The sequence below is a fragment of the Salmonella sp. SAL-020 genome (assembly GCF_017372215.1).
GTDB lineage: Bacteria > Pseudomonadota > Gammaproteobacteria > Enterobacterales > Enterobacteriaceae > Salmonella > Salmonella enterica.
This window is the reverse complement of sequence record NZ_CP071690.1, coordinates 1,489,287-1,514,136: the sequence shown is the minus strand read 5'-3', so window position 1 is coordinate 1,514,136 and position 24,850 is coordinate 1,489,287. Positions and strand designations below refer to the sequence as shown.

The window sequence follows — 24,850 nt, the reverse complement described above, 5'->3', positions numbered from 1 at the left end:
GGAATGGTTGTATATTAACCTAACATTAATTTTTACAGTTCTCACACACCCACTGCTGGAGCGCACGGCGAGATATTTTAATCCCTCCGTTTTTCAGTTCTGACGGCAGCGTCAACCAGCGAACCGGCTGCTGAAAACGCGCCAACTTATCGCGGACCCATTCAGCGAGGTTCACGTCTCCGGCCTGCGATGCATACTCCACAACCGCAACGGGACGATGGCCAAACTCTTTATCTTCTACCGGCACGACGAAGGCTTGTTGCACTAGCGGATGCGCATTAATAACGCGTTCGACTTCCTCCGGCTGAATGCCTTCGCCGCCGCTAAAGAACAGGTTGTCCAGCCGCCCGGCGATGGTTAGCCTGCCGTGGTTCAGATCGCCGCGATCGCGCGTGGCAAACCAGCCCTCGTCATTAACCAGCGGGATCAGTTTGCCATCACGCCAGTAACCTTCCGCCATACTGGCGGCGCGCAGCCAGACTTCATTATCGACGATTCTGATCTCTCTGCCGGGGAGCGGCGCGCCCACATCATCAGAACCATCGGCCTCCTTGGCGCATACTGTAGACGCGAACTCCGTGAGCCCATACCCGCACCAGCAGCGAATCCCTTGTTTGCTGGCCTGGTCGGTGAGTTCAACCGGAATCACCGCGCCGCCGAGCAAAACGGCTTTCAGCGTCACCGCCGCCCGATTCGCCAGCAGCCGCCACAGCTGCGTCGGCACCAGCGAAGCATGAGTACACCCTGCCAGCATCTGCTCCAGCGGTTGCTTATCGCGTACCGTCATGCGCGCCCCGGCGAAGAGCCAACGCCACATAATACCCTGCCCGGATACATGAAACAGCGGCAGCGATAGCAGCCAGTCATCCTGAGGGCCAAACGGCATTAGCGAAAGCACCCCCTGCGCGCTGGCAAGATGCGCCTGGCACGTATGTACAGCCGCTTTTGGCAATCCTGTGGAACCCGATGTCAGCGTCATGGAAACCAGACGCTGCGGTTGCCAGTCCACAGCATACGCCGCTGTGCTCTTTTGTATCTGCAACGCGGTTAATCCGGAAAACGCGTTTTCGCCTTCCAGTGTCAGCGCAAAACGCAGCGTTAACTTCGGCACCAGCGCCTCCAGCAACGTCTGGGGCAACTGCGGATTGACGGGCAGAACCCGCGCGCCGCACTGCATCAGCGCAAGCCATGCCAACAGAGTGCGCGGCTGATTCCCGGCGCGCAGCAGGACACCGTCGCCCTCGCGTACGCCCTGCGCGGCAAACCCGCCCGCCAGCGCATCAATACGCTCACAGAGGGCGCGCCAGCTTAGCACTTCATCGTTCAGGCGCAGAGCGGGCGCCTGGCTGCGAACCTGACGCCAGTGGCGCCACGGCCAATCCGTGAATGTCATAACAGTCGTTCCAGCTCATCACGCTTCAGACAAGGCAACGCGCTACCGGGCCAGGGGCGAACCTGTTGCGCCTGCATCAGATGCAAGGTATCCAGTCCGGGCAGCGTTCCCGGCGTCAACCAGGCGGCAATCCGCGCCAGTTGCGTCAGGCCGAGGCTGGACTCGATCGAAGAGCTGATGACCGCCGTCAGTCCCAACGCATGGGCGGCAGCGACTTGCTCACGCACTTTATCAAGCGATCCGGTCAGCGTAGGTTTGATAACCACAGCCCTGACGCCCTCTTCGGCTTCAAAGGTGAAATCCGCTTCGCGCAGACTTTCGTCCCAGGCAATCGCGATGCCGGTTTCACGGGCAAAGGCGCGGGAATCATCCCGCGTCTTACACGGTTCTTCGAGAAAGGCGATACGAGCGCGGTAATCCGGATTAACATACTTTGCGAACTGTTGGGCTTTTAGCGGCGTCCAGGCGCGATTCGCATCCAGACGCAGATGCAGATCCGGGATCGCCTCCAGCAGCAAATTAACCACCATGCCGTCGCGTACCGCTTCATAAAGACCCACTTTGACCTTAGCGATTTTCTCGCCGGGCATATCGGCAAGCCGCAGCACCAAATCGTCAGGATCGCCAGTGCATAACGGCGCAGCGCGATAGTCCGCCGCCTCCGGCAAGACGCCAGTCAGTTCCGCCAGCGCGCAGCTTGCGCCAAACGCGACCGAAGGCATCTCCGGTAATCCCTCGCTCCCCTGAAGCCAGTCGTTCACCCACGTCAGGAGCGCCGTCTGCGCCTCTTCCCACGTTTCCTGACTGAAGCCCGGCAGCGGAGAGATCTCTCCCCATCCCTCACGCTCGCCGTCACGCAGACAAACATACAGCCCGTCGCGAGTTTTTAACCGCCTGTCGCGCAGAACCACCCCCGCGTCCATGGGGATCTGCCAGCGGTATACCTGCGCGCTACGCATTATGGGTTCCGTTTGAATTTGCTGAAGTCAGGCTGACGCTTCTGGTTAAAGGCGTTACGGCCTTCCTGCCCTTCTTCCGTCATGTAGAACAGCATGGTAGCGTTGCCCGCCAGCTCCTGCAGCCCGGCCTGACCGTCACAATCGGCATTCAGCGCCGCTTTCAGGCAACGCAGCGCCATCGGACTGTTTTGCAACATTTCGCGGCACCAGCGCACGGTCTCTTTTTCCAGATCCGCCAGCGGAACGACGGTGTTAACCAGCCCCATGTCCAGCGCCTGTTGCGCATCGTACTGGCGGCACAGGAACCAGATTTCACGCGCTTTCTTCTGACCAACGATACGCGCCATATACGAAGCGCCCCAACCGCCGTCAAAGGAGCCGACTTTCGGACCGGTCTGGCCGAAGATGGCGTTTTCCGCCGCGATGGTCAGGTCGCACATCATGTGCAGCACATGACCACCGCCGATGGAGTAACCCGCGACCATCGCGACAACCGGTTTTGGACAGGTGCGAATCTGGCGCTGGAAGTCCAGCACGTTCAGGTGATGCACGCCGGAGTCATCCTGATAACCGCCGTAATCGCCGCGCACCTTCTGGTCGCCGCCCGCGCAAAACGCTTTATCGCCTTCGCCGGTCAGAATAATCACGCCCACGTTGTCGTCGTAACGGGCATCCGCCAGCGCCTGAATCATCTCTTTGACGGTCAACGGACGAAATGCATTGCGCACCTGCGGACGATTAATAGTGATTTTTGCAATACCGTCGGTGGATTTTTCATAACGAATGTCGGTGTAACCCTCCGAGCAGTCGTGCCATTCTACCGGTGCGTAAAGCATTGTTTCATCAGGATAGATCATAGTGTGTCCTTTAGTCAGAGACGCAGAATCTGAGCCAGACTGTCTACCACGCCAGCGGGGTTTTCCCGATGCGCGTTGTGTCCGGCGTTACGAATGACATGGCATGTCGCCGCCACTTCCTGCGCCAGGGCGCGGAATTTGCTGTCGCGTTCGCCACATAAATAATAAAACGGAAATGCCAGCGCGTTGAGCGCCTCGCGTAAATCCGGCTGGACGGCAAGCGATGTCGCCTCCAGCATCGCAGCCAGCGTTTCGCCGTTATTCTGGCTACGCAGCGCCGTTAGCGCCTGTCTTTGCTGCGCCGTCAGCGAGGCGAACACCGGCTGCTGATACCAGTCGTGAAAAACCTCAGTCAATGGTTCATGACGAAAACGCTCTGCCCAGCGCCCGTCGGACAATCGTCTTTCAGCGCGCGCCTGTTCATTTTGCAGCCCCGGATGACCGCCTTCAACCACCAGGCCGCACAGGCCTGGTATTCCCTGGCAGGCTGCCATCATCGCCACCCGGCCGCCAAGGGAGTATCCCACCAACCAAAACTTTAGTATGTTGTAACTAATTAACGTAGCGCGCAGTAATCTGATGACATCGGCAAAGCCGCCGACCGGAATAGCCGCAGATCCGCCATGTCCCGGTAAGTCAATATAAAGCCGCGAACAGCCGTGAAACTGTTCGCCAACCGGCTGCCATTCACGGCAATCGCCAGAAAAACCGTGCAGGAAAACCAGTGAGGGCGCCCCAGGCTGTCCGGGCATGTGCTGCGCGTGCAACATCATAGATGGCTTACCTGAGCCAAAAGTTGCTGCAACGTCTGCGCGCCGTCCGTATCGTTTACCACCAGCTCAATCACCGTTGTCGCCGGGGTTCGCCACGCGCCAGCCAGCGCAGACTCCAGCTCTTCCCAGTTTTCCGGGCGATGATAGCGCAGGTTAAACATGGCGGCCGCATGGTCAAAATGGACGTTTTGCGGCATCAAATAAAAGCGCTCGCGTTTGCTTTGCGGCGTCGGCAGCAGGGAAAAGATCTGCCCGCCGTTATTGTTGACCACAATCAACACAAACGGCGCGGATACCTGACGTAGTAACGCCAGCGCGTTAAGATCGTACAGCGCGGATAAATCGCCGACGATAGCCAGCGTCGATTTGGCGCTGGCGCGCTGCACGCCTGCCGCCGTGGAAAGCAGGCCGTCAATGCCGCTCGCCCCGCGATTGCTGTATACCGGATAGCCAGCCGGCAACTGTGACAGCGCGTCGATCAGACGCACCACCAGACTATTGCCCACGAACAATTGCCCCTGCTCCGGCAGATAGTCGCGGATACGGTGCGCCAGCTGCGCTTCGCCAAAGGTGTCCCGCTGCGCGACCACCCGTTGCCACGCCAGTTCCGCCAGACGCGGGATCTCTACACACCACGGTTTACGTTTTTCCGCCGGATGTAGTTCCAGCCAGTCGGCGATTTTCGCTACCAGTCTGCGTCCACGATGGTGCGCAGGGTCCAGACGACCTTCAATATTGTCGATTACCCAATACTCTTCCGGCTCGCAGGTTGCCTGCCATTGCAGTAAGCGTTTTCCGGTAAGGCTACTGCCAAGCTGGACGACAATCTGCGCCTGCTGCAGTTCGGTCACCGCTTTGGCGTTGCCGAGCCACAGGTCGGCGCACGGCAGCGGCTGCCCGGTTTGCGACAATACGTCGCCAATTAATGGCCATCCCAGAGTTTGCGCCCACTGCGCCACTTTTTTGCCTTCTTCCGCGCTCATACGCCCGGCGACAACGACGCCGCGTTTTTGTCGCCAGAAAAACCAGTCGCGCTGTTTGTCGCTTTCCAGTCGACGCGCTTCGCGCAGCCAGGGTTTTTCATCCTGCCACCAGTCGCCGAGACGCTGCTGCCAGACCAGACCGGTGTCATTCATATCGCCATACAGCGGTTCGGCAAAAGGACAGTTAATGTGCAGCGCGCCCGCATGAAGCATGGCGAGCGCATTGTCGATGGTCGACACCAGCCAGCGCGCCGGAATATCCTGCGTGGGACGCGGCAACGACAGAGTTTGGGAGGGGTGCGAGGCAAACATCCCCGCCTGACGGATCGCCTGGTTGGCGCCGCAGTCAATCAGCTCCGGCGGGCGATCGGCGGTAAGTAAAATGAGCTTCTCGCCCGTCAGCCCCGCCTCAATCAGCGCCGGATAGAGGTTCGCCACGGCGGTACCTGAAGTGACAATAACGGCAACCGGCTGTTGGCTGACTTTCGCCAGCCCTAACGCCAGATGACCAAGCCCACGCTCATCAAAGTGCGTATGGTGAATAAAAGCAGGATTCTCTGCCGCCGCCAACGTGAGCGGCGTGGAACGGGAACCAGGGGCGATACAAACATGCCTGACGCCATGACGGGTTAAGGCTTCCAGGATGACCGCCGCCCAGCGCCGGTTAAATGCACTTACTGACATGAGTTTGTCCGGTATCAATCATTGGGACTAAGTATAAAGAGCTGCAAAAATGGATTATTGATATGGGTCGGGAATATGTGACTCATTACGCATCCATCTGCAATAAGGTACGTAACCCGGCCGCTTTATTATCTATTTCCTGCCATTCCTGTTCCGGATCGGAGCCGCGGACGATTCCCGCGCCGGCATACAATCGCACCACATTGGCCGTCACTTTGGCTGAACGTAACGTCACGCAAAACTCACTTTGCCGCGTGGAGAGATAGCCTGCCGACCCGGCATACCATTCACGTTCGAACGGCTCATGTTGTTCTATAAAACAACGCGCGGGTTCACGAGGGATCCCGGCGACCGCTGCGGTAGGCTGTAACTGGTGCAGGCAGAGCGTGTCGTCCGCCTGATTAAGCGCCGTCCAGATACAGCGGCGCAAATGCTGAACCTTGCGCAGTCTGAGCACCTGCGGCGGCAGCACATCCAGCGAGTGGGTGCAGTTTTGCAGTCGCTGGCAGATGTCTTCGACAACCAGCATATTTTCTCGCTGGTTTTTATCGTCTTTCATTAACCATTCGCCAAGCTGCCAGGCTTTATGGTTATCCGGATGGTTCGCCACCGTCCCAGCCAGCGCTTCGGTACGCAGCGCCGTTTCACGCCGCCGCCAGAGCCGCTCCGGCGATGATCCCAGAAAGGCGGTATCGGCGGAAAAGGCCATAAAAAAGTGGTAGCAGTTGAGATTTAAACGACGACTGGACGCCATCATCGCGGCGGCATTGACCGGACGGGAGAATTGTAAGTCGGTGGCCCGCGCCAGCACAACTTTATCAAACGCCTCTTGCGCAATGGTGTGGGTGGCCTGCTGAATCAGCTTCACCCAACCGTCTTTGTCCGGCCAGTGTTGTTCGCTCGTGAGCGAAAGGCGTAGCGCCGGAACAGGCTTAATGCCGACCAGAGAAGCGAGAAACGCTTTCGCCTGGCGCGCATCATCGCGTAGCGAAACGTCACTGTGCAGATGTAAGCGTAAGGTCGCCGTACCACCGCTACGTCGCCACTCCAGCCGCGGCAGCAATAAGTAGCCCTCTTTCGGCTCGAACGCATTCAGCCCCCAAATACGCAGGTCAGGCTGCGCGTGCTGACGTAAAAACCGTTGCGCCAGATCGAGCGATGAAAATACGGTGATGGCCCCGAGAACGGCAGCTTCTTCGTCGCCATTGCGCTGTTGCCAGTAGAATTGCGGAAAGGATGACTGGCTGGCCAGCCAGCTCAATGCATCGAAGGCATCGTTTAAAGGGAAAGGCGCATCGAAAACGCAAAGCCCTGGCGTCGCCGGTATCTCTTGCGATAGCTGACGCGTCAGATTTTCCAGCGCAGTAGTAATAGAATGCACGCGGACCCTCCCTGTTAAAAACCCCACATTATACGGGGTACTGCCCTAAAAAAGCAGTACCTCATTTAGGGAGGGTTGCAATTCTGTTCAGTGGGGGGATTTAGCGCCGCGCCAGCAGCAGTCCAAGCACCAGTCCTACCGCCGCGCCTACGCCAATACCCTGCCAGGGTTTTTCATGAACGTAGTCATCCGCTTTATAAACGGCCTGCTTTGCCCGGTAATAATAGCTATCCGACGCATGGCTTACGCGGTTTTTCACCTCTTCCAGCGCTTGTTCCGCGCGGGCTTTCAGCTCAATGTATTTTTGATCGGCGGGATCGCCTGAGGAACGTAAAACCTCTTCCAGCGTTTCGCTGAGCAAAGTCAGATCATCATCAACACGTGATTCACCAAATTGATATGACATTCTCATTCTCCGTTGTGTTAACACCTGCTCCTAACTATAGTCAACGGTTTCGGTTTATGCCTGATGAACCTCCCGCGCCATTCCCCGGTGCGGAATGCCGTCTTCGTCATAAACATCGGTGACGGGAATAAAACCAAACCGCGCATAAAAAGGTTGCAGATGCGCCTGCGCTCCCAGATATAGCGGCTTATCCGGCCAGTGCCGCCCACAAGATTCCAGCGTTTTCGCCATTAATTGCTGGCCCAGTTTCGCCCCTCGCCAGGCATCGCTGACGATCACCCGGCCAATGACAACCGGGTCTGATTCGTTATCGCTTTTCAGAATCCTCGCATACGCCACCAGCTCATCCTGATGCCAGCCCAGAATATGCCGATTGTCGCCGACTAAATCATCGCCATCCACATCCAGGTAAGGACAGCGCTGTTCTACCACAAAGACCGCGCAGCGCAATTTGAGTAACGCGTAAAGTTGAGGAACGGTAAGTTCACTATGGTGGAGATCCTGCCAGTCAATCATGATGCGCTCCTGTGTTGTGGTAATCTTGGGTTAAACGATAACCAAACGTGTATGGACAAGATGGAATTAATTTTTTTAGGTACGTCCGCAGGCGTTCCCACGCGCTCACGCAATGTAACGGCAATTTTATTACATCTGCAACATCCAACGCAGCCGGGAGTATGGCTTTTTGATTGCGGCGAAGGGACACAGCATCAAATGCTTAATACCGCGTTTCATCCCGGTAAGCTTGAGCGCATTTTTATCAGCCATCTTCACGGCGATCATCTGTTTGGCCTGCCGGGTCTGCTATGCAGCCGGTCGATGGCGGGGAACCCCCATCCGCTAACCGTATACGGGCCTCAAGGCGTGCGTGAGTTTATTGCAACCACACTGCGTCTTAGCGGTTCATGGACCGATTTTCCGTTGCAAATTGAAGAAGTTAGCGCAGGCGATATTCTTGACGACGGTCTGCGTAAAGTGACCGCATTCAGGCTGGAGCATCCACTGGAGTGCTACGGATATCGCGTTGTTGAACATGACAAGCCTGGCGCGCTGAATGCCAGGGCGTTAAAAGCCGCAGGCGTTACGCCCGGCCCGCTGTTTCAGGCGTTGAAGGCAGGAAAAACCGTCACACTTGCCGATGGAAGGCAGATCAATGGCGCCGACTACCTTGCTCCCGCCGTGGCCGGGAAATCAGTGGCGATTTTCGGCGATACCGCGCCCTGCGAGGCCGCCCTCGCGCTGGCGCAAGGCGTGGATGTGATGGTCCATGAAACCACGCTGGATGCGTCAATGGAGGAGAAAGCCAACGCTCGCGGACACAGCTCCACCCGTCAAACCGCGACGCTGGCGCGGGAAGCTGCCGTCGGTCGGCTGATCATGACCCATATTAGCTCACGCTATGACGATAAAGGCTGTCAGCGCTTACTGGCGGAATGCCGCGCTATTTTCCCGGCGACGGAGCTGGCTTACGATTTTTCTGTTTTCCCGGTTTAGCGCTCCATTTTTTGTCCTCATTGCCGATAACACTAAAAAAGGCAGGCTTTCATAATGAGGTTAGGATGGACAATTTTCAGAAAGATATTGATGACAGGGCCAATTTAACCCTGTCCAACCGTTTTGAACTGCTGTTATTCCGTCTTGGTACATCGCTGCATGAACAGAAGTCAGAGCTGTTCGGCATCAATGTATTTAAGCTGCGCGAAATCGTACCAATGCCCGCCTTTACGCGCCCGGCAGGCATGAAAGCGCCGCTATTGGGCATGGTCAATATTCGGGATCAGGTCATTCCAGTGATTGATTTGCCAGCGGTAGCGGGCTGCAAGCCGGAAACCGGGCTGAATATTTTGCTGATCACCGAATATGCGCGCAGCGTACAGGCATTTGCCGTCGAGTCGGTGGAAAATATTATGCGTCTTGACTGGCAACAGGTGCATACCGCCGAGAAAGCCGTCAACGGTCGCTACATCACCAGTATTGCCTGCCTGGATGATAACAAAGAAACCAACAACCTGGCGCTGGTGCTCGACGTTGAGCAGATCCTTTATGATATTGTCCCCTCCAGCCACGACCTGCGCGCCACCAATCTGAAGACCAATAAATTTTATATTACCCCTGGCGCGGTAGCCATTGTGGCGGAAGACTCCAAAGTCGCCCGCGCGATGCTGGAAAAAGGGCTGAACGCGATGGGAATTCCGCACCAGATGCATGTGACCGGCAAGGATGCATGGGAGAGAATCCAGCAACTGGCGCAGGAAGCGGAGGCCGAAGGTAAGCCAATTAGCGAGAAAATCGCGCTGGTCCTGACAGATCTTGAGATGCCGGAGATGGATGGCTTTACGTTAACGCGTAAAATTAAAACCGATGAACGGCTGAAAAAGATCCCGGTCGTTATTCACTCTTCCCTTTCCGGCAGCGCCAACGAAGATCATATACGTAAGGTGAAGGCCGACGGCTACGTGGCCAAGTTTGAGATTAACGAACTCTCTTCGGTCATTCAGGAAGTGCTGGAGCGCGCAGCAACAAACAGCCAGGGACCACTGATCAGCCGCAAAAGCGCCTGACGTAACAGGGGATGCCTACAGTACAGGCATCCCCTGACGCTTAGTGAGACAAGCCTTCCGCCAGTTTTACCAGTTTAATAAACTCCGCGCGATAGCCTTGTCTATCTTCCCCGCGCGCCTGTTCACCCCATTTAATAATTTGCGGCCAGGTCGTATCTGCCAGCGTTTCTGAGCCACGCAGTTTTTGCCCGAAAGCCGCTACCGCCGCGCGGAAACGAAAATCTTCAGAGGCGTCAGCAAAGATCGGCATTTTTCCCATAACGACCGGGAACTCGGCTAATGTACTTTCGCTGCCCTGCGGCGCTTTCCAGCGCAATTTGATCCACGCCAGCTCGCTTGATTTTGTTGGCTTTGAGGCGGCTTTGTCCTGAGCGTAGCGCAGTTTATCCACCGAGGCTTTCTGCCCGTTAAGCGTCAGTTCAAAGAATAGCGTGACGTGTTTACCCGCGCCGATATCACCGGCATCAACCTTATCGTTATTGAAATCCTCGTCGCGCAGTTGGCGTTTTTCATAACCAATCTGCCGGTACTCAGTCACCCACTGCGGATTAAATTCGATTTGCGATTTTACATCTTTGGCAACGGTGACCAGCGTTTGATGCATCTCATCCTTGAGGACTTTTTGCGCCTCGGAGAGGGAGTCGATGTAGCTGTAATTGCCGTTACCCACATCAGCAATCCTCACCATCATGGCTTCGTTGAAATTGTCATCGCCGACGCCCAGCGTAGATAAGGTAATACCTTTCTCACGCTCTTTTTTTACCAGCGCTTCGATGTCTTTGGGATCGGTAATACCGAGGTTAAAATCACCGTCGGTGGTCAACAAAATGCGGTTAACGCCGCCTTTGATAAACCCTTTTTCGGCCTGCTCGTAGGCTAGCCGTAATCCCGCTTCACCACCGGTACTCCCGTAAGCATCCAGATTATCAATTGCCGCTTTAATCGCGGTTGTGTTATTTCCCGCTGTAGACGCCAACGCGACGTGAGTGCCGCCCGCGTAGGTCACAATCGTGATGTTATCCTGCGCACGCAGATCGTTCACCAGCAGTTTTAGCGCCGACTGGATCAGCGGCAGGCGTTCCGCTGGCTGCATAGAACCAGAAGTATCAATGAGAAAAACCAGGTTGGCAGGTGGCAGATCCCTGACCTGCATGTCCCGGGCCTGAACATCAACTTTTAATAGCGTACGCTGCGCGTTCCACGGCGAGGGAGCCAGTTCGTATTTAACCGCAAATGGCATCGGTATACAGGCCGCAATGGGTTTAGTGTTATCCTGCTTATCCGCAACGGGCTGAGGCGCGGGAAAATAGTTGAGCATCTCTTCTACCCGCACGGCTTCCGGCGGCGGCAGTTGTCCCTGATTCAGAAAGCGCCGCACGTTAGCGTAGCTGCCAGTGTCTACATCCAGACTAAACGTGGCGAGCGGCGCCTGACTTACCTGTTTAATCGGATTTTCATCGTAGTGTTCGTAACGCGCGGTCCCCATTACATTACCGCCTTGTGCAGCGAACGCTTTTGATGCCGCGGCACGTGTCCGCATTTCATATTGCGGTGCTTCGGCTGTTGCCAGAGATGCCGCTTTGGCATCTGCCAGGGCTTTGGCTTCAGTATTCGCTTTATATTCGGCTGCTTTTTTCGCAGCCTGTTGGGCGGCCTCGGCTTGTCTTTTCTGGACAGTGTCATCCCCGGCCTGAGCGCTATTTTCTTTCTGGATAGCCTGCTCCTGTTTTAACTCAGCCGGATTATTTCCCTGTGGGTCGGAGGGCTCCGGCCCACAGCCCGAGAGAACAACCCCACCCAACAACAGCATTAATGTTTTTCCATTAAGCATACAAATTCCTTTTCAATTATATTCGGGTAATTTTCTGCAGATGTCCTGCATTATATTCCGCTTTACTTTTATTATCAGCATGACGAAAGTAGAAAATAATTTTACCTGCGTTAATAGCCACCAATAATAAAAAAGATAATTATATTTTTGAGGTAAATAATATTTACGTTTAAGATGAACGGCTTAATCAGTTGCTGGCGTTCGACCCACAGATTCTGCGTGAAGAACACTATTTACAGGTGACCGATTTACCAAAAGTGAATATATAAGATGGGGGACTATCTGCACTGTGCCCTCGCCGATACTTCCTTTTACAACCCACCAAACAGCAATCTATTAAGCCGTGCCGACACTCACGTTATTGATGGAAAGATATTATATGCCGCCGTCACATGAAATAATGAAGTGAGCGCGATCGGACGCCTTGAAAAACGCTGACAGAAATACGCTTCAGATCAAATTTTTCCCATTGAAGTCGATGAGATAGACATTTATCCGGGAAACGGGTCACGAAAACAGTTGGGAGAGTTGTTCCACTGCCTGATGCAAGAAATGGACAAACTGCTGAGTTTTTATCAGCGATGCCTGAGAAATGACAGTCACGTTATAATTTTTATAGCGGAGTAATGGGCCATATGTTTATCACTTCGACAATTATTGTGAATTACCCATATGAAACCGCTGGCGCTTACGGAACCGCCCAACATCCGGCTCTGCGTTCATCGGAAAAGTGTTGGGTTTCGGCTACGCCTCACCCAACGAGTCTATGGTCTCTATGCGTCACAGGTTTTCATAAGTTGGATGCAATCCAACATTTAGAGGCTCAGGTATTGCTCATCAGCCTCAACCGCCGATAAATCGGCGGTTATTGACATCATCAACGCGGCATTACATCAGCGGCATCGCCAGTTGCACAAGGCTAATCAGCGGCTGCGGCCAGACGCCCAGTACCAACACCAGCAACGCGGAGATCAGCACCACGATACCGCCTGCGCTGTACTGCCAGTTTGTCGGCGCGTCGCGTCCCGGTTGCTGCGGCGCGTGCAGGTAGAGACTCACCGCAACGCGCAGGTAGTAGTACAAACCAATCGCGGAACCCACCACCACGGCGGCGACCAGCCACCACAGGCTGGCCTGAACGCCGACCGCCAGCACGTAGAATTTGCCGATAAAGCCCAGCGTCATTGGGATACCTGCCAGCGACAGCATCATCACCGTCATCACCGCGGCAAGAACCGGACGGTGCCAGAACAGACCACGGTAAGAGTACAGGGAGTCGGCATCCGGGCCGCGGAACGGGCTGGACATCAGGCTGACCACGCCAAACGCGCCGAGGCTGCTGAACAGATAACCGGCCAGATAAACGCCTACCGCTTCCATCGACATCTCGCCGCTCTGCAGGGCAATCAGCGCCACCAGCAGATAGCCGAGGTGAGAGATAGAAGAGTAACCGAGCAGACGTTTGATGTTGGTCTGGCTCAGCGCCATCAGGTTACCGAAGATGATAGAGGCAAAGGCGATAATGCCCAGCACCACGCGTACCGCTTCGCTGTCGCCTACCGGCGCATACAGGAACAGACGCATCACCACGCCGAAGATAGCGATTTTGCTCGCCGTCGCCAGGAAGGTGGAAACCGGCGCAGGCGCGCCCTGGTAAACGTCTGGCGTCCACAGGTGGAACGGCACCAGAGAGAGTTTAAAGCCCAGACCGACAATCATCAGGCCAAAGCCCGCCAGCAGCAACGGCTCGTGCAGCATACCATCGCCGAGGCTCTTACCGAGCGCTTCGAAAGACAGGTTGCCGGACTGCGCGTACACCAACGCCATCCCGAACAGCAGGAAAGACGAGGCGGCGGCGGAGAGGATGGTGTATTTGATACTGGCTTCCAGCGAGCGTTTCTGGCGGAAAGCATAACCAATCAGGCCGAACAGCGGCAGTGAGATCAGTTCAATACCGAGGAACAGCGCCGCCAGATGGTTGGCGTTCGCCAGCAGAATTCCGCCCAGGCTGGCGATTAACACCAGCAGGTAGAACTCTTCCTGGTTATCGTTATAGCCTTCAAGCCACGGGTAGGCAAAGGTGCAGGTGGCGAGGCTCGCCAGCAGCACCAGCCCGGTGTAGAGCATCGCAAAGCCGTCAACGCGCATTAGCGGCGTGACGTCCATTGCCCCAGCCTGGCCGACAAACCAAAGCGAAACCAGAGCAGCGTTAAGCCCAATGACCGACAGCGTGGCATTGAGGAAATAATTGCGTCGCCACGCAATGGAGAGCATCACAACCACCACCGTCAAGCCGACGATCAGCAGCGGTAGCAGCGCAATCAGGTGTTGTGGAGTTATTGTCATGGCGATTTACGGCCTTGTAGTAGTAACAGAATTAACAAACCACTGCTGGATGTTGCTCATCGCAGAATGCGAGGTATCCAGAATCGGCTGCGGATAGAAGCCAAGCAGTACCAGAAGCACCACCAGCAACAGAATGATAAACAGCTCGCGCAGCGACATCCCTGGCAGTTCCTGGCTGGCAATCTGGCTCTTCGCTTTACCAAAGTAAGCGCGATGCAGCATCGCCAGCGAGTATACAGAGGCGAATACCAACCCAAAGGTGGAGATCACGGTAATCATCGGCACCACCTGGTAGCTGCCGAACAGAATCATAAATTCGCCGACAAAGTTACCGGTGCCCGGCATACCGAGCGTCGCCACCGCAAAGAACATGGACAGCGCAGGCAACCACTTCATCTTGCCCCACAGGCCGCCCATCATACGCATGTCACGCGTATGCAGACGTTCGTACAACTGGCCGCACAGAATGAACAGACCGGCTGCGGACAAACCGTGTGCAATCATCTGAATCACCGCGCCCTGGTACGCCAGCTGACTGCCGGTGTAGATAGCGATCAGCACGAAGCCCATGTGGGAAACGGAGGTATAGGCAATCAGGCGCTTGATGTCGTATTGGGTAAAGGCCATCCACGCGCCGTAGAAAATGCCGATAACGCCCAGCCACATGGCGATAGGCGCAAACTCCGCCGACGCGTTCGGGAACAATGGCAGGGAGAAACGCAGCAGACCGTAAGCGGCGGTTTTCAGCAAGATACCGGCCAGGTCGACGGAACCGGCGGTCGGCGCCTGGGAGTGCGCATCCGGCAGCCAGCCATGCAGCGGAACCACCGGCATTTTCACCGCGAAGGCGATGAAGAAGCCCAGCATCAGCAGATATTCCACACCGTGGGACATCGGCGTATTCAGCAGCTCTTCATAGTTGAAGGTCCACACGCCGGTCGCGTTGTAGTGCACAAAGACCAGCGCCAGGATGGCAATCAGCATCACCAGACCACTCGCCTGGGTGTAGATGAAGAACTTGGTCGCCGCCGTGATACGCGTTTTCCCGTCAGAAGCTTTGTGGCCCCACAGCGCTATCAGGAAGTACATCGGCACCAGCATCATTTCCCAGAAGAAGAAGAACAGGAACATGTCGATGGCCAGGAACACGCCGATAACGCCGCCTAAGATCCACATCAGGTTCAGGTGGAAGAAGCCCTGATATTTTTCGATTTCTCGCCAGGAGCAAAGCACCGCCAGAACGCCGAGCAGGCCGGTCAGCACCACCATTAGCAGCGACAGTCCGTCGAGCGCCAGATGGATAGAGATGCCAAAACGCGGGATCCACGGCAGAACAAATTCAGATTGCCACTGTGGAATACCGGCGGATTGCGTCAGTGAGTAGCCGCCCTGCAACCACAATTGCAGACCGAGCGCCAGCGTCAGCCCCATGGTAATCAGCGCTATCCAGCGCGGCACCTTCACGCCAAAGCGTTCGGTCTGCCAGCACAGAAAGCCGCCGATAAAGGGGATTAATATCAACCAGGGTAATAACATAGCTAAGTATGTCCCTTATATTTACTCCTGCTCAGGCTATCTCACTCGTCAGCCCAAATCCTGCCAGTGCTCACACAAAACGCAGCGCGTTTTGAACGTCCGTAAGGACGGCCCCGTAGGGGTGAGCTTCGCGAATCATCCTCACGTACTTCAGTACGCTCCGGTTGCTGTGCGCTGGCGGTATCCGGTCTGACTTCGCCGATGACGCCTGTACTTCAGGAACAGATTTTCAACGAATTCTAAAAATTATTTTTGGGTTTGTAGGCCGGATAAGCACTGCGCCATCCGGCAGTCGTTCATCCAGCCAACAAACTCAACGCAGTACCATCAACAGCGCCAGCACTACAACCGCGCCGATGCTCATGGATGCCACATACCAGCGCAAATAACCGTTCTCGCTCAGTACCAGGCCTTTGCCTGCAAAACGGGAAAGGATAGCCGGAATGTTCATCAACGCATTAAGCGGGTCGCGCTTCAGCAGCCAGGCGATACCGAGGAATGGCTTGACGAATGCTTTGTCGTACAGCCAGTCAAAGCCCCAGGCGTTATACCACCAGGTGCCCAGCAGACGGCCCGGCGCGCTGTTGGCGATCGACGTCACCAGCGTACGTTTACCCAGCCACAGCCATGCGGCAATCAGGATGCCGGCAATCGCCACTACGCCAGAGGTAATTTCCAGGGTCAACACACGACCATGCGCCAGTTCAGTTGTCTGCGGCAGCCCCCCCTGCAGAGGCGGCACAATCAGCGCGCCAACAAAGGTAGACAGAATCATCAGGACAATCAGCGGCAGATGGTGGGTAATCCCCTTCCCTGCATGAGCATGAATTTGTTCTTTACCGTGGAATACGATGAAAATCATCCGGAAGGTGTACAAGGAGGTCATGAACGCGCCGACCAGACCTGCCACCATCAGATTGATATGACCGTTCGCCATCGCGCCAGCCAGGATCTCATCCTTACTGAAGAAGCCCGCAGTGACCAGCGGCAGCGCCGACAGCGCCGCGCCGCCCACCAGGAAGCAGGCATACACCAGCGGAATAGACTTACGCAGACCGCCCATCTTAAAGATGTTCTGTTCGTGATGGCAGGCCAGAATGACGGAACCGGACGCCAGGAACAGCAGCGCTTTGAAGAACGCATGGGTCATCAGATGGAAAATCGCCGCATCCCACGCCTGCACGCCCAGCGCCAGGAACATGTAGCCAATCTGGCTCATGGTGGAATAGGCCAGCACGCGTTTGATGTCGGTCTGCACCAGCGCGGCGAAACCCGCCATGGCCAGCGTAATCGCCCCGATAATACCCACCAGATGCAGAATTTCCGGCGTCATCAGGAACAGGCCATGCGTGCGTGCAATCAGGTAGACACCGGCGGTAACCATCGTCGCGGCGTGGATCAACGCGGAGACCGGCGTCGGGCCGGCCATCGCGTCGGCAAGCCAGGTCTGCAACGGTAGCTGCGCAGATTTACCGACCGCGCCGCCCAGCAGCATCAGCGTCGCCCACATCAGCATGTTGTTGCCGTCAGCAAAGTGCGCTGGCGCCAGCTCGACCATTTCGCGGAAGTTCAGCGTGCCCAGTTCGTTGTAGAGAATGAACAGCGCGAAGGCGAGGAACACGTCACCGACACGGGTCACCACGAAGGCTTTCATTGCCGCTGCGCCATTCTTCGGATCGCTGTAATAGAAGCCGATCAACAGATAAGAGCACAGGCCCACGCCTTCCCAGCCGAGGTACATCAACAGCAGGTTATCGGACAGCACCAGAACAACCATGCTGGCGATAAACAGGTTGGTATAAGCGAAGAAGCGGGAGTAGCCCTCTTCCCCACGCATGTACCAGGACGCGAACATGTGGATCAGGAAGCCGACGCCGGTGACCACAGAGAGCATAGTCAGCGACAGGCCGTCCAGCACCAGGTTAAAACCGATGTTGAAGTTACCGACCGACATCCACGTCCACAGCGGCTGGCTGAACGCCTGTTTGCCGTTGGCGAAGAAATCCATCCCGACAAACGCTGTCACCAACGCCGCCAGACCAACGGAGCCCACGCCAATAGTCGCGGAGAGATTTTCCGACCAGCGTCCGCGAGAGAACGCCAGCAGTACAAAGCCAATCAATGGCAGAATAATGGTTAAGGCAAGCATGTTCATCCACGCATCTCACTTACTGAATCGATGTTCAGGTTCTGGCGACGGCGATGGAGTTGCAGCAACAGCGCAAGTCCAATACTCGCTTCCGCAGCCGCAAGGCTGATGGCGAGAATGTACATCACCTGACCATCGGTCTGGCCCCAGTAGCTCCCGGCGACCACAAAGGCCAGCGCGGAGGCGTTAATCATGATTTCCAGCCCGATCAGCATAAACAGCAGATTGCGGCGGATAACCAGACCGGTTAAACCCAGGACGAATAAAATCGCAGCGAGGATCAGTCCGTGTGTTAAGGGGATCATGCGCGCTCCTCCGTTTTTCTTTTCGCGCGGTCATCGGCGCGGTTGCTTAGCACTTCGCCCGCACGCTCTTCACGACCGACGTGGAACGCCACCACCAGGCCTGCCAGCAGCAGCATAGACGCCAGTTCGACCGCCAGAACATAAGGCCCGAACAGCGTAATGCCCACCGCTTTCGCGCTAATCGGCGTGCCGTCGATGCCCTGGTCGTTAACGCCCAGAATGGCGTACACAATGACCGCCAGCATAATGGCCGACAAAACCGCCGGACCAATCCACACCTGCGGCTTCAGCCACTGGCGTTCCTGTTCGATTTCGCTGCCGCCGAGGTTGAGCATCATCACCACGAACACAAACAGCACCATGATGGCGCCTGCGTAGACGATAATTTCCAGCGCACCGGCAAAGTAAGCGCCCAGCGAAAAGAACACCCCGGAAATCGCCAGTAGCGATATCACCAGATACAACAGCGCGTGTACCGGATTGGTATGGGTGATCACTCGCAGGGTCGCGAGGATGGCTATCAGGCCACAGATATAAAAAGCGAATTCCATTGCCCTCTCCTTACGGTAACAGGCTCTTGACGTCGATAGGCTTGGCTTCGTTCTCTGCTTCGCCTTTATCTTTGCCGTCGATTGCCATACCCGCCATCCGGTAGAAGTTATATTCCGGGTATTTGCCCGGACCGGAAATCAGCAGATCCTCTTTTTCGTACACCAGATCCTGACGTTTGTATTCGCCCAGTTCGAAGTCCGGGGTCAACTGAATCGCCGTGGTCGGGCACGCTTCTTCGCACAGGCCGCAGAAGATGCAGCGTGAGAAGTTAATGCGGAAAAATTCCGGATACCAGCGGCCATCTTTGGTCTCCGCTTTTTGCAGAGAGATACAGCCTACCGGACAGGCTACCGCGCACAGGTTGCAGGCAACGCAGCGCTCTTCGCCGTCCGGGTCGCGCGTGAGCACGATACGGCCACGGTAACGGGGCGGTAAATAGACCGGCTCTTCCGGATACATCCGCGTTTCGCGTTTGGCGAACGCATGCAGGCCGATCATCCAGATACTGCGTACCTGAGTGCCGAAACCTACTAATAATTCTTTTAAGGTCATGGTCTTTGTGTCCCTTATTGCGCCTGCCACAGAATGACAGCCGCCGTTACCAGCAAGTTGATGAGCGTCAGCGGCAGGCAAACTTTCCAGCCGAAGGACATTACCTGGTCATAACGCGGACGCGGTAACGACGCACGAATCAAAATGAACATCATCATGAAGAACGCGGTTTTCAGCGCGAACCAGACGAATGGCGGTAAGAACGGGCCATGCCAGCCACCGAAGAACAGCGTTACCATCAGCGCGGAAACGGTGACGATACCGATGTACTCCCCCACGAAGAACAGACCGAATTTCATACCGGAATATTCGATGTGGTAACCGTCCGCCAGTTCCTGCTCGGCTTCCGGCTGGTCAAACGGGTGACGGTGACAGACCGCTACGCCCGCGATGGCGAAAGTAACAAACCCAAAGAATTGCGGAATCACGTTCCACAGATGCGCCTGGTTATTGACGATATCGGTCATATTAAATGAACCGGCCTGCGCCACCACGCCCATCAGGGAAAGACCAAGAAACACTTCATAGCTCACCGTTTGGGCAGACGCGCGCATCGCGCCCAGCAGCGAGTATTTGTTGTTGCTCGACCAACCGGCGAACAGCACCGCGTAAACCGCCAGACCGGCCATCATCAGGAAGAACAAAATCCCGATGTTTAAATCGGCCACCACCCAATTAGGGCTAACCGGCACAATGGCGAAGGAGAGCAGCAGCGAAGTAAATGCGATCATCGGCGCCAGGGTAAAGATGACGCGATCCGAGAATTTCGGGATCCAGTCTTCTTTAAAGAACATCTTGATCATATCCGCGACCAGCTGGAGCGAGCCGCCCCAGCCAACGCGGTTTGGTCCATAACGGTTCTGGAACAGACCCAGCAGACGACGTTCGCCAAAGCTCATGAAGGCCCCGCAGGTGACGACCACCAGCAGAATCACCACCGCTTTGAGAATGCTCAGCAGGATCTCAATCAGATCCGGTGTAATCCAACTCATTGTTGCGCCTCCCGCAGATCCTCAAGACGCGCGCCAGCCAGAACCGGCGCGATGCCAGGCATACCCATCGGCAGCCCTACCTGCCCTGCCGCTAACCCTTCAGAGATTTCAACCGGCAGCGTCACCGTATTGCCATCGTAGCTAAAGGAGACGCGCGTCCCGGCATTGACGCCCAACTTCGCGGCATCCGCCGGGTTAAGTTTGATATACGGCTGCGGCATACGGCTCTGGAAGACCGGAGAACGCTGAGACAATTCGTCGCTGCCAAACAGGTGGTAATACGGCGCAATACGCCACTGACCGTCCTGCGCCTGGAAGCTTGCCGGCACGGTAGTGAAATAATCCAGACCGCCCTCAGTCGCTTCAATCAAACGCACGCCCGGATCGCCGTGACGCAGTTTGCCGCCCACTTCATCCTGGAATTTGTTCCACGCCTGCGGGGAGTTCCAGCCCGGCGCCCAGGCGAACGGAATTTCAGATCGCGGGGCAGTCGGTTGGTTATTCCCTTCCATCGAGAAGGCGAACATGGTGTCTTTATCCTGCGGCTGACGTGGTTCATGCACGCTGATATTGGCGCGCATCGCCGTACGACCGCTGTAACGATGCGGTTCGCGCGCCAGCTTCTGCCCACGAATGCGGAAGGTCGCATCCGGCGCGGCGTCTTTAATGCCGGCAAATTGCGGCATGGCGGCAATGACCGCGTCGATCACATGGTCAAGCTGTGTCCAGTCCACTTCGCGGTTTTCGACGGTGCTGTGCAGCGAATGCAGCCAGCGCCAGCTTTCCAGCATAATCGTCTTGTTATCGTAGTAGGCCGGATCATAAACCTGGAAGAAGCGCTGCGCGCGGCCTTCGTTGTTGATGACCGTACCATCGCTTTCGGCGAAGCTTGCCGCGGAAAGCACCAGATGCGCGTTTTCCATAATCGCCGTGCGCTGATGGTCAACCACCATCACCAGCGGCGCTTTGGCGAGCGCGGCGTTCACGCGCGTAGCGCTTGCATGACGGTGGAGATCGTTTTCCAGCACCACCACCGCGTCCGCGCTGCCGGTTTCCAGCTCGCCCAACGCATCGTCAAGCGAACCGCCTCCCATCATACCCAGCCCCATGCTGTTCACGGAGCGGGCAATCATAGTAATACCGACGTCGGCGCCACGGCCTTTCAGCGCTTTCGCCACGTTGGCGGCCGCCTGAATCACCTCACTGCTACCGGCGTTAGTGCCGGAGATAATCAGCGGTTTTTTCGCGCCGGCCAACGCCTGCACAATGACATCAATTTTGTTTTGCAAGTCGCTGTCGATACCGTCAACCGCAGGCGCTGTATTGTCCAGCGCATGGGCAATCGCAAAGCCCAGGCGCGCCTGATCTTCCACCGGCGCGCGATAGGTCCAGGCGGCGATATCATCCAGACGGGTGTCGTCCACGTTGGTCACGAACAGCGGATGTTTGGCACGCTGGCCGATGTTAAGGATGGCCGCAATCTGCCAGTCGGCCACTTTCTGCGCCGCCGCCATTTCACGCGCTTTACCTTTCACCGCCTGACGTACCGCCAGCGCAACGCGCGCGCCGGTCTGGGTAACGTCTTCGCCCAAGACCAGTACCGCGTCATAAGATTCGATTTCCCGCAGCGCCGGGGTGTAAATGCCGCCTTCACGCAGCACTTTCAGCGCCAGTTGCAGACGTTCCTGCTCGCCGCGCGCGATACCGGTGTAGAAGTTTTCCGCACCAACCAGTTCACGCAGCGCAAAGTTGCTCTCAATGCTGGCGCGTGGCGAACCGATACCGATCACTTTCTTCGACTGGCGCAGAATATCCGCCGCGCCCTGCATCGCCTGCTCGGCGTTGAGGGTGATGAAGTCGTCGCCACGGCGCTGAACCGGCTGACGCGGACGGTCTTTCAGGTTCACATAGCCATAGCCGAAACGACCGCGGTCGCAGAGGAAGTAGTGGTTAACGGTACCGTTGTAACGGTTTTCGATACGGCGTAATTCGCCATAGCGCTCGCCCGGGCTGATGTTACAGCCGATGGAACACTGCTGGCAGATGCTCGGCGCAAACTGCATGTCCCATTTACGGTTGTAACGCTCGGAGTGCGTTTTATCGGTGAAGACGCCGGTCGGGCAAATCTCGACCAGGTTACCGGAGAATTCGCTTTCCAGCGTACCGTCTTCCGGACGCCCGAAGTAGACGTTGTCATGCGCGCCATAGACGCCCAGATCGGTGCCGTCGGCATAATCTTTGTAGTAACGCACACAACGGTAGCAGGCGATGCAGCGGTTCATTTCGTGAGAGATGAACGGCCCCAGATCCTGGTTGCGGTGGGTACGTTTGGTGAAACGGTAGCGACGGAAACTGTGACCCGTCATCACGGTCATATCCTGAAGATGGCAGTTACCGCCCTCTTCACAGACCGGACAGTCGTGCGGGTGGTTAGTCATCAGCCACTCCACCACGCTTTCACGGAACTGTTTCGCTTCTTCGTCGTCAATAGAGATAAAGGTACCGTCGGTGGCTGGCGTCATACAGGACATCACCAGGCGACCACGCGTATCTTCCGCGTTTTGGTATTGCTTCACCGCACACTGGCGGCAAGCACCGACGCTTCCCAGCGCCGGGTGCCAGCAAAAATACGGAATATCAAGGCCGAGGGACAGACATGCCTGTAGCAGGTTGTCCGCGCCGTTGACCTCGTATTCTTTGCCGTCTACATGAATCGTAGCCATTAGCATGCTTCCAAATTAAAAATCGTTAACTCACCAGCGCTCTTTGAGCAGGTTCGGCTGAATACCATTGATTAAATGGGTATTGCTGAACGGCTGCTTGATGCCAGCTTCGAATTCTTCGCGGAAATACTTAATTGCGCTTTGCAGTGGCTCAACCGCGCCCGGCGCATGCGCGCAGAAGGTTTTACCCGGTCCGAGGAAACGACACAGTTGCTCAAGTGTCTCGATATCCCCCGGCTGGCCTTCGCCACGCTCCAGCGCGCGCAGAATTTTCACGCTCCACGGCAGCCCGTCGCGGCATGGCGTACACCAGCCGCAGGATTCGCGGGCAAAGAACTCTTCCAGGTTACGCACCAGCGACACCATGCCGATTTCGTGGTCTACCGCCATCGCCAGCGCGGTGCCCAGACGGCTGCCTGCTTTACCGATGCTTTCGAACTCCATCGGCAGGTCAAGATGCGCCTCGGTCAGGAAGTCGGTTCCCGCCCCGCCAGGCTGCCAGGCTTTGAATTTCAGGCCATCGCGCATACCGCCCGCGTAGTCTTCGAGGATCTCGCGCGCGGTGGTGCCGAACGGTAATTCCCACAGGCCCGGATTCTTCACGCGGCCTGAGAAGCCCATCAGCTTGGTACCCGCATCTTTGCTTTTCGAGATGTTCTGGTACCACTCCACGCCGTTGGCGAGGATTGCCGGGACGTTGCACAACGTTTCGACGTTATTCACACAGGTCGGTTTGCCCCATACGCCGGAGGTCGCCGGGAAGGGCGGCTTGGAGCGTGGGTTCGCGCGGCGGCCTTCGAGGGAGTTAATCAGCGCCGTTTCTTCACCACAGATGTAACGCCCTGCCCCGGTGTGGACAAACAGTTCAAAGTCGAACCCGGTGCCCATGATATTTTTGCCAAGCAGCCCGGCCTCGGTGGCTTCAGCAATCGCACGGCGCAAATGTACAGCCGCTTCGATATATTCGCCGCGCAGGAAGATGTAGCCGCGATACGCTTTCAGCGCGAACGCGGAGATCAGCATGCCTTCCACCAGCAGGTGCGGCAGTTGTTCCATCAGCAGACGGTCTTTATAGGTGCCCGGCTCCATTTCATCGGCGTTACACAGCAGGTAACGGATGTTCATGGATTCATCTTTCGGCATCAGGCTCCACTTCAGACCGGTGGAAAAGCCCGCGCCGCCGCGCCCTTTCAGACCGGCGTCTTTTACCTGGCTGACGATTTCATCCGGAGACAGGCCGGTCAGCGCCTTACGCGCGCCTTCGTAGCCGTTTTTGCTACGATATTCATCCAGCCAGACCGGCTGTTTGTCATCGCGCAGACGCCAGGTCAGCGGATGGGTTTCGGGAGTACGGATAACGTTTTTCATTTATACCGCTCCAGTAGTTCAGGAATGGCTTCCGGGGTCAGATGGCTGTGAGTATCCTCATCAATCATCATGTTCGGCCCTTTATCGCAATTCCCCAGGCAGCAGGTCGGCAGCAGCGTAAAGCGACCATCAAAGGTCGTCTGCCCCGGTTTGATGTTGAGATTTTTTTCCAGCGCGGCCTGAATCCCCTGATAGCCGGTGATATGGCACACCACGCTGTCGCAGTAGCGAATCACGTGGCGACCGACCGGCTGACGGAAAATCTGGCTGTAGAATGTGGCGACGCCTTCGACGTCGCTCGCCGGAATACCCAGCACATCGGCAATAGCGTAGATCGCGCCGTCCGGCACCCAGCCACGCTGCTTCTGAACGATTTTCAGCGCTTCAATGGACGCCGCACGCGGGTCTTCGTAGTGGTGCTTCTCGTGCTCTATCGCTTCACGCTCTGCCGCACTCAGCTCAAAAGCCTCGGTTTGTGGTTGTTGATTCTCGTGCATAA

Annotated in this window: 22 protein-coding genes; 3 read left to right on the top strand and 19 right to left on the bottom strand. The window is 56.4% G+C overall.

All coding sequences use genetic code 11. The features are described 5' to 3' along the window. Nucleotides 1-25: 25 nt before the first annotated feature. The 8 genes from menE to J1G48_RS07105 all read right to left on the bottom strand — a co-directional run bounded on the left by menE (nt 26) and on the right by J1G48_RS07105 (nt 7,952). Complete coding sequence (gene menE, locus J1G48_RS07140; protein WP_000144665.1) at nt 26-1,393, bottom strand: o-succinylbenzoate--CoA ligase; 1,368 nt, start codon at nt 1,391-1,393, stop codon at nt 26-28. After that, on the bottom strand, nt 1,390-2,352 hold the full coding sequence (menC, locus tag J1G48_RS07135) for an o-succinylbenzoate synthase (protein ID WP_001255563.1): 963 nt from the start codon (nt 2,350-2,352) through the stop codon (nt 1,390-1,392). Before menC ends, menE begins: the two co-directional genes overlap by 4 nt. Next, nucleotides 2,352-3,209 (bottom strand): 1,4-dihydroxy-2-naphthoyl-CoA synthase, encoded by an 858-nt coding sequence (gene menB, locus J1G48_RS07130; RefSeq protein ID WP_000640013.1) that lies wholly within the window; start codon nt 3,207-3,209, stop codon nt 2,352-2,354. Before menB ends, menC begins: the two co-directional genes overlap by 1 nt. Nucleotides 3,210-3,223: 14 nt before the next feature. Continuing rightward, nucleotides 3,224-3,982: a 2-succinyl-6-hydroxy-2,4-cyclohexadiene-1-carboxylate synthase gene (gene menH / locus J1G48_RS07125; protein ID WP_000979132.1), complete on the bottom strand. Its 759-nt coding sequence runs from the start codon at nt 3,980-3,982 to the stop codon at nt 3,224-3,226. Continuing rightward, nucleotides 3,979-5,649 carry a 2-succinyl-5-enolpyruvyl-6-hydroxy-3-cyclohexene-1-carboxylic-acid synthase gene (gene menD / locus J1G48_RS07120; RefSeq protein WP_000116392.1) on the bottom strand — a complete coding sequence of 557 codons (1,671 nt, stop codon included), beginning with the start codon at nt 5,647-5,649 and terminating at the stop codon, nt 3,979-3,981. Before menD ends, menH begins: the two co-directional genes overlap by 4 nt. Before the next feature lie 85 nt (nt 5,650-5,734). After that, nucleotides 5,735-7,030 (bottom strand): isochorismate synthase MenF, encoded by a 1,296-nt coding sequence (menF, locus tag J1G48_RS07115; RefSeq protein ID WP_000555674.1) that lies wholly within the window; start codon nt 7,028-7,030, stop codon nt 5,735-5,737. Nucleotides 7,031-7,130: 100 nt separating this feature from the next. Continuing rightward, complete coding sequence (gene elaB, locus J1G48_RS07110) at nt 7,131-7,436, bottom strand: stress response protein ElaB (RefSeq protein ID WP_001522308.1); 306 nt, start codon at nt 7,434-7,436, stop codon at nt 7,131-7,133. A 54-nt stretch (nt 7,437-7,490) separates the two neighbouring features. Then, complete coding sequence (locus tag J1G48_RS07105; protein ID WP_000568155.1) at nt 7,491-7,952, bottom strand: GNAT family N-acetyltransferase; 462 nt, start codon at nt 7,950-7,952, stop codon at nt 7,491-7,493. Nucleotides 7,953-8,012: 60 nt separating this feature from the next. Between J1G48_RS07105 and rbn the strand changes: the two genes are divergently transcribed. Then, nucleotides 8,013-8,930, top strand: a complete 918-nt coding sequence (gene rbn / locus J1G48_RS07100; RefSeq protein ID WP_000419096.1) for a ribonuclease BN — start codon at nt 8,013-8,015, stop codon at nt 8,928-8,930. Between the two features lie 65 nt (nt 8,931-8,995). Beyond that, entirely contained in the window at nt 8,996-9,997 is a 1,002-nt protein-coding gene (locus J1G48_RS07095; protein ID WP_000368558.1) for a chemotaxis protein, read from the top strand. 40 nt (nt 9,998-10,037) lie between these two features. On the opposite strand, the gene J1G48_RS07090 is transcribed toward J1G48_RS07095, so the two are convergent. Beyond that, nucleotides 10,038-11,828, bottom strand: coding sequence for a VWA domain-containing protein (locus J1G48_RS07090; RefSeq protein ID WP_000931756.1), 1,791 nt, complete (start codon nt 11,826-11,828; stop codon nt 10,038-10,040). Between the two features lie 519 nt (nt 11,829-12,347). Between J1G48_RS07090 and J1G48_RS07085 the strand changes: the two genes are divergently transcribed. After that, complete coding sequence (locus J1G48_RS07085) at nt 12,348-12,455, top strand: hypothetical protein (protein ID WP_001674899.1); 108 nt, start codon at nt 12,348-12,350, stop codon at nt 12,453-12,455. 261 nt (nt 12,456-12,716) lie between these two features. Here J1G48_RS07085 and nuoN read toward each other — a convergent pair whose 3' ends face one another. The 10 genes from nuoN to nuoE form a co-directional block, all read right to left on the bottom strand. Next, the gene (nuoN, locus tag J1G48_RS07080) at nt 12,717-14,174 is read right to left on the bottom strand and encodes an NADH-quinone oxidoreductase subunit NuoN (RefSeq protein ID WP_187787668.1); all 1,458 of its coding nucleotides are present in this window, start codon (nt 14,172-14,174) and stop codon (nt 12,717-12,719) included. A gap of 6 nt (nt 14,175-14,180) precedes the next feature. Continuing rightward, on the bottom strand, nt 14,181-15,710 hold the full coding sequence (gene nuoM / locus J1G48_RS07075; RefSeq protein WP_000926428.1) for an NADH-quinone oxidoreductase subunit M: 1,530 nt from the start codon (nt 15,708-15,710) through the stop codon (nt 14,181-14,183). Between the two features lie 313 nt (nt 15,711-16,023). Beyond that, nucleotides 16,024-17,865 (bottom strand): NADH-quinone oxidoreductase subunit L, encoded by a 1,842-nt coding sequence (gene nuoL, locus J1G48_RS07070; RefSeq protein ID WP_001056568.1) that lies wholly within the window; start codon nt 17,863-17,865, stop codon nt 16,024-16,026. Next, the gene (gene nuoK, locus J1G48_RS07065) at nt 17,862-18,164 is read right to left on the bottom strand and encodes an NADH-quinone oxidoreductase subunit NuoK (protein WP_000612687.1); all 303 of its coding nucleotides are present in this window, start codon (nt 18,162-18,164) and stop codon (nt 17,862-17,864) included. The genes nuoL and nuoK overlap by 4 nt, the downstream gene beginning before the upstream one ends. Then, nucleotides 18,161-18,715 (bottom strand): NADH-quinone oxidoreductase subunit J, encoded by a 555-nt coding sequence (gene nuoJ / locus J1G48_RS07060; protein ID WP_000393522.1) that lies wholly within the window; start codon nt 18,713-18,715, stop codon nt 18,161-18,163. The genes nuoK and nuoJ overlap by 4 nt, the downstream gene beginning before the upstream one ends. A 10-nt stretch (nt 18,716-18,725) precedes the next feature. After that, nucleotides 18,726-19,268: an NADH-quinone oxidoreductase subunit NuoI gene (gene nuoI / locus J1G48_RS07055; protein ID WP_000172747.1), complete on the bottom strand. Its 543-nt coding sequence runs from the start codon at nt 19,266-19,268 to the stop codon at nt 18,726-18,728. Between the two features lie 14 nt (nt 19,269-19,282). Then, complete coding sequence (gene nuoH / locus J1G48_RS07050) at nt 19,283-20,260, bottom strand: NADH-quinone oxidoreductase subunit NuoH (protein WP_000118515.1); 978 nt, start codon at nt 20,258-20,260, stop codon at nt 19,283-19,285. After that, nucleotides 20,257-22,983, bottom strand: a complete 2,727-nt coding sequence (gene nuoG / locus J1G48_RS07045; RefSeq protein WP_001518099.1) for an NADH-quinone oxidoreductase subunit NuoG — start codon at nt 22,981-22,983, stop codon at nt 20,257-20,259. Before nuoG ends, nuoH begins: the two co-directional genes overlap by 4 nt. 30 nt (nt 22,984-23,013) lie before the next feature. Next, a complete protein-coding gene (gene nuoF / locus J1G48_RS07040; RefSeq protein WP_000800048.1) occupies nt 23,014-24,351 on the bottom strand; it encodes an NADH-quinone oxidoreductase subunit NuoF in 1,338 nt (445 codons plus the stop codon). After that, on the bottom strand, nt 24,348-24,848 hold the full coding sequence (gene nuoE / locus J1G48_RS07035) for an NADH-quinone oxidoreductase subunit NuoE (RefSeq protein WP_000545038.1): 501 nt from the start codon (nt 24,846-24,848) through the stop codon (nt 24,348-24,350). The genes nuoF and nuoE overlap by 4 nt, the downstream gene beginning before the upstream one ends. Nucleotides 24,849-24,850: the final 2 nt, after the last annotated feature.